Origin of the sequence: Microcoleus sp. BM001215392, from assembly GCF_036700185.1 — a bacterium.
Lineage (GTDB): Bacteria > Cyanobacteriota > Cyanobacteriia > Cyanobacteriales > Microcoleaceae > Microcoleus.
In genome coordinates this window covers 1-6,097 of sequence record NZ_JAUBOJ010000034.1, presented here as the reverse complement: position 1 = coordinate 6,097, position 6,097 = coordinate 1, and the positions used below count along the sequence as shown (strand labels likewise).

Annotated in this window: 5 protein-coding genes; 2 read left to right on the top strand and 3 right to left on the bottom strand. The window is 44.8% G+C overall.

The window, feature by feature from the left end:
* Window positions 1-1,570, bottom strand: a 1,570-nt coding sequence (locus tag QT974_RS06315; protein WP_333467671.1) for a glycosyltransferase family 39 protein, incomplete at its 3' end; no start/stop codon positions are given.
* A gap of 209 nt (window positions 1,571-1,779) precedes the next feature.
* Window positions 1,780-2,997: a glycosyltransferase gene (locus tag QT974_RS06310; RefSeq protein ID WP_333467670.1), complete on the bottom strand. Its 1,218-nt coding sequence runs from the start codon at window positions 2,995-2,997 to the stop codon at window positions 1,780-1,782.
* Window positions 2,998-3,135: 138 nt separating this feature from the next.
* On the opposite strand from QT974_RS06310, the gene cofH reads away from it, so the two are divergent.
* On the top strand, window positions 3,136-4,281 hold the full coding sequence (gene cofH / locus QT974_RS06305) for a 7,8-didemethyl-8-hydroxy-5-deazariboflavin synthase subunit CofH (protein ID WP_333467694.1): 1,146 nt from the start codon (window positions 3,136-3,138) through the stop codon (window positions 4,279-4,281).
* 205 nt (window positions 4,282-4,486) lie between these two features.
* Here cofH and QT974_RS06300 read toward each other — a convergent pair whose 3' ends face one another.
* On the bottom strand, window positions 4,487-5,128 hold the full coding sequence (locus tag QT974_RS06300) for a Uma2 family endonuclease (protein WP_333467669.1): 642 nt from the start codon (window positions 5,126-5,128) through the stop codon (window positions 4,487-4,489).
* Between the two features lie 191 nt (window positions 5,129-5,319).
* On the opposite strand from QT974_RS06300, the gene QT974_RS06295 reads away from it, so the two are divergent.
* The gene (locus QT974_RS06295) at window positions 5,320-5,940 is read left to right on the top strand and encodes a Uma2 family endonuclease (RefSeq protein WP_333467668.1); all 621 of its coding nucleotides are present in this window, start codon (window positions 5,320-5,322) and stop codon (window positions 5,938-5,940) included.
* The last annotated feature ends 157 nt before the right edge of the window (window positions 5,941-6,097 follow it).

Sequence of the window (6,097 nt, the reverse complement as noted above, 5' to 3'; positions counted from 1 at the left end):
TTACATCCGTTACAAAATCCGTTGCCGAACCCTTCTTCCTAACATCAGTTACATCCGCTACAAAATCCGTTACCGAACCCTTTTCCCATTCCCATCCTATCCCCATCAACTCTCCTATTTCTACATGAGTCTTTTGAGTGGTAGCAATTAACACGGGAACTTGCGACACTTGGCGGATCATCGGAATTAACAAGTCTGGTTTGTAATATTTGCGATAGCCGAGATTAGAATTTACTGTTACACCGCTGACAAAACCCATTACTAAAATTAGCAGCACTGCTTTTTTGCCCGCCATTTCTACAGCAGGTAAATTAAACCATCGAGTTTTTATTGTAGGTGTGTCACAAATAAATGCTAAGGTTGTTCCTAATATTAATATCACTCCCGGAAAGTAGACAAAATTGTATCGAGGGCCGCGAGTTAGGTCAATTCCTAGAATGTATGCAAAGCTGAAAAATAGGAAAATTGACCCTAGCACAAATCCGCCGAAAATAACAGTACCTAAACCAGTCTCGGTGGTTTTTAAGGAAGTTTTGAGAGCGTTTTGTAGCAGAGGAAGCACCCAGATCAAAAATATTGCCATGCCGATCGCAGATCCAACCACCACAGCCAGATTTGATGATTCCACCGGAAGCAGCGATATCACAACGATCCATCCCGCCAAAGCTTGGAAAATCGGCGCGATCCAATCTACAAATGTGCGATCGCCACTGACAATCCAATTCGTGAGTTCGCTACCGTATTTATTCGACAAAAATATCGGTAGCCATACTAAACCGCCCGCTACAGTCCCCAGCGCTACTGCGAAAAGCCGCCAGAGGATTTGAAATTGCCAAATATTCGGCTGCTGACTGTCGGAAAGCGCCAATTTTCCATGAAAATGCTGCCAGATTACAGCAATTAATGCTATGGCTTCCGCACACAAAGTCAAGGCAAAAAAGTAGTGAACCGCAATTCCCAAACAATTAACAATTATCCAAAATAGCACCGTCCAGATAGGCAGTGGAGCGCGCTGTTGCAGCTTTTTTGCAGCTACTGTCAAGCAAAAAAGAGACGCAATAACTAATAAAATTGCTAAGGTATAATGGCGGGCTTCTTGAGCGAGATAAATGCCGTAGGGAGAAACTGCCATCATCGCAGCCGCACATTGACCAACTAAACGAGAATTGAACGCAAATTTGCCTAAAAAGTAGATGGCGGGAACTGAAATCACTCCTAATAATGCCGGGAGCGATCGCCCAATCCACACTAAACTATCCTCAGTCGGTGCAAACAGCCGCATCCACCAGTGGGCTACCATAAAATACACTGGCGGATGGTTGCTTTCTAGCAGCAAATGGTTTAGGACATCTGCAATACCAGCATCCGCGCGGAATTGCAGCGGTTGTAGTAGAGTGGAAAGTGCGATCGCCCGATCGATCGGCACCCCGCGAAAACTGTTCCCCAAACTAAACACCAGAGTCGAAAACTCGTCCGTCCACAGCGGTTTCGAGTCCAAATTGGCAAAACGTAGCATTAGGGCGATCGCCATCCACAGCAATATTAGCAACAGTTGTCTGTATTTAATCATTAATTAATTGATTCATTCCAAGGCATAGGGAAGAACAGCTATTATAGTTGATAATTGAGGGTTGATAGTTGAGAGTTCTCAACAGTCAGCTATCAACTGTTTAAAAGCCTTCCTGTCTGCGATCAATTGTCAACAGTCTAAAAATTTCGCGTTTCATCTATCAACTGTCAACCATCAACCATCAACCATCAACCATCAACTATCAACTATCAACTGTCAACTTCCGTCACCCGCCAGCTCAACTTCATGTTGATCCAGAAATTCCACAGAGTCACAGCCACGATCGCAATTAAATTAGCCAAATATTCATTCAGCCCAAAAACATTAAACATCACATTAACTAGCAGCACATTCAAAATCAAACCCATCAAGCAAATTGTATTAAATTTCAACAGCCGTTTGAAACGCTGGCGATTTCCTGGCTGCCGCTTAGAAATGTCCCCAAAAGTCCATAAATCATTCCACAAAAAATTACTAACAATTGCCAATTCAGCAGCAATAATTAGACTGCGAGTCAGCTCCAAATTAAATATTTCGCGCAGCACGTACAAAACCGCCATATTCACAAACACGCCGCTGAAACCCACGATACCAAAGCGCAGAAACTTACCCATCGGCCAGCGAGCAAACCGCAATATCAACAAATGTCGCAAATACTCAATATACTGTTTCCCAGTAACTTTGCTCTCGCCTTCTTGCCGCTCCTGAAATACATAACCAACTTCTCCAATCCAGCGGATATTGCCCCTACCGATGACTTCAATCAAGATTTTGTAACCGGCAGGATTGAGCGTTTTGTCGGCAATGCAACTGCGGCGCAGCATAAAATAGCCGCTCATCGGATCGGAAACTCTACCGACGACTCCCGGCAGTACAATCAATCCAACAGTTTGAGCTCCCCGGGACAAAAATCTCCTGACAACGCTCCAGTCGCTCACGCCACCCTCAGCAACGTGGCGGCTCGCAGCGGCCAAATCGGCTCCCCGCTGAATTTCTGCTAAAAGCTGCAATAGCGTCTCCGGCGGATGCTGCAAGTCGGCATCGATGACACCCAAAACCTCGCCCCGAGCAGCCTGCCACCCGCGAATCACGGCTGTGGAAAGTCCCCGCTCGTGCTCGCGCCGCATCACGCGCAATTGCGGATAGTCGGCCCTGAGGGACAGGGCAACTTCCCAGGTGCGATCGGGACTGTTGTCATCGACTACAATTAATTCATAGTTGCCGGGAATGCTGCCATCGAGCAATTGGCTTAATTGTTCGACAATACTCTTGACATTCTTGCACTCGTTGTAGGTGGGAATCACCAGAGAAAAGTAAATTGGTGTTGCGTCTGCTTCAGAAAAAGTTGAACCGAGCGTCGCTACAGCCGGAATTTGCAAAGGCCCAGAGGGTACTGGCAAGAGGTTATTTGCTTGGTAGATATCCATAAGTTCAATTTGCACAAACTAGAAGATGGTTTGGTTGGACTCAAGATAGTAGAATATGGTTCCTCTATAATTGATTCGTTAAAATATAAAAACGCCTTCATTCGAGGCAGCAATTCTGTAGCTGAGCTAAAAAAAACTGTGGATGCAATTCTCGATCGAGCTTTACAAGGTTATAATATCTCTACCGTAGAGGCTTTGGTACTTTTGCAGCAAAGAGATCCAGATGCGAAAGCCTCTATTCAAACAACCGCTGACTTGCTCCGCCGCCGACAATCAGGAGATACTGTCACCTATGTGATCAACCGCAATATCAATTTCACGAATATTTGCGAACAGCATTGTAGTTTTTGTGCATTCCGCCGCGACGAGGGAGACGAGGGCGCTTTTTGGTTAGATGCAGCCCAAATTCAGGAAAAAGCCACAGATGCGGTGCAGCGGGGTGCAACGGAAATTTGTATGCAGGGCGGCTTAAATCTTCAAGCTAAGCTCAACGGCAAATCTTTGCCTTATTACCTGCAAGTAGTAAAAACTATTAAGCATGAGTTTCCGCAGTTGCACTTGCACGCTTTTTCCCCGCAAGAAATAGAATTTATTGCCCGACAAGATAATCTGAGTTTCAGCTATGTAATTTCAGCTTTGCGGGATGCGGGAGTTGGTTCGATGCCCGGTACAGCAGCGGAAGTTCTTGACGATGCAGTGCGACGGGTGATTTGCCCGGAGAAAATCAATTCTGCAACTTGGTTAGAAATTGTCGAAACTGCTCACCGATTAGGTTTGCCGACAACAAGTACAATGCTTTGCGGCCATATTGAGACGCCTCAACAGCAGGTTTTGCATCTAGAAAAAGTGCGATCGCTCCAACAAACAGCAATTAACAACAACTATCCTGCTCGGATCACAGAATTCATTTTACTACCCTTTGTCGGTCAAGATGCACCAGCACCTTTGCGCAGTCGAGTCGGCCGCGACCAACCAATTTTAGCAGATACACTGTTGCTCACCGCTGTATCGAGAATCTTCTTAGGAAATTGGATTAGCAATCACCAGCCGAGCTGGGTAAAATTAGGTTTAGCAGGAGCTACGGAGGCTCTGAAATGCGGCTGCAACGACATCGGCGGCACCTTGATGGAAGAACACATTACCACTATGGCCGGTGCGGTTGGCGGCAGTTGTCAGTCTGTCGAAGATTTGCAGAATGCGATTAGTTCTTTGGGCAGGGATTATCAGCAAAGAGATACAATATATCGATTTTTGGGGGTTGACAAATTGGCTTTAAGTGTGTAGGTTTTTCCTAGGGTGCGTCGCTAGGAAAAATCCCCAAAACACTCGATAAGTTAAGGGCGGCGCCTTATATTATTTATACAAAGTCTTGCAATCCAACAATTTTTTGGCTTGTTTGTTCAACCCTTGTATCAGGTGCGTCGCCCTCAGATTGTAGATTAAACGCCAGAGATTGTCGATCGCGACGCACCATACAAATACTAGAAGTTCAGCCGATCGCACTTTCAAATTCTTCTAGCGCTTGACAACTTCCTACCTGCAAAGCACGTTCCACTGTAGAAGGAATCAGTTGGGCGATCGCAATTCCCGGAAAATTCGGACTAATATCCGATTCTACATACTCTCCATCTTGCAGTAAATAGATGCGAAGTCTGCCCCTGTCATAAACCCACACTTCTGGAACTCCAATAGCTAGATAGGCATCGATCGTAGTTTTAGAAGCTACATCCGTTTCAATTGCTAAATCCGGCGGCGGATCGTCCGGCAAAAGTCGGCGGCGGCTAATCATCCGCTGATAATTTAGAATATAAAAGCAAGCATCAGGTTCAATTCCCGCTGCACCTTCCCGCTTGAAAGTAGTAGAACCAAATGGTTCGTATCTTCTACCCGCCGACTTTAATAAAATTTTAACAATATCAGAGATTAAATCTGTGGGTCTTTCGTGTTCGGGTAAAGGAACCATAATTTCTAAAGTTTCTTTGCTGTAAGCAACTCGTGCCGCGCGCTTTTCTCCCAATTCTTCCAAAATAGACTCGAATTCGAGCCAAGTTATATTGGGAATAGTTACGACACTACCGGGAGTAAGCGTTATTTGACTAACTGGTTTGAGGACGGGAGCGATAACAATCATAAGCTGAATTGAGAGCTAGTTGTTAAGTTTCTGCCAAAGGCAGGCAGGATGCCTACCCCACAAGAGTTTTTCAAGATATCTGTTGAGTGTAGCACGGGCAATGAGAAGAGATTGGCGATCGCAGATTTATGATTGCTAGATATCAAAGCCAGATTTGGTATACTTAATATTATCAGTAATTCTAAAAACCTATGACTCTAGCTTTACCGAAGCTCGTAAACTTCGAGGAATTTGTGGAGTGGCTGCCTGAAAATTCAGCAGTACGGTACGAACTGCATAATGGAGATATTGTTGAGATGGCACAACCAGTAGGCGAACACGAGGAAGTTAAAGGCTTTCTTGGCATCGAAATTCCTTATGAAATCAAACGTCTGGGATTGCCATACAGTATCCCAAACCAAGTGATAGTTAGACCTCCTGAAAAAGATTCTGGTTATTTCCCTGATGTGTTGGTGCTCAACCGTGCAAACCTGGTGAATGAACCATTGTGGCAAAAACAATCTATCCTCAGTTTAGGTGCATCGATACCTTTGGCGATCGAAGTTGTGTCAACGAATTGGCGCGATGATTACTATTTAAAATACGCCGATTATGAGGAGATGGGTATCGCTGAATATTGGATTGTCGATTATGCTGCGTTGGGCGGGCGTAATTTTATTGGAAATCCGAAACAACCGACAATTTCTGTGTGTAACTTGGTCGATGGTGAATATCAAATTCTCAAGTTTCGGGAGAGCGATCCGATTGTATCGCAAACTTTTCCCGATTTGAACCTGACTGCAAACCAGATTTTTCAAGCTGGTTTAGTATAAATGGTTTTTTAACTCAAATTTATCCGTAGGGTGTGTCGCCCCCATTTAAAATCCCTAAATGAAATCGACAATCAAGCGAGCGACGCACCGGGTGCATCTGGTTTTTGAAGCCTGAAGAAGCATGACCGGATATAAGTTATTAGTTATAATCTCATAT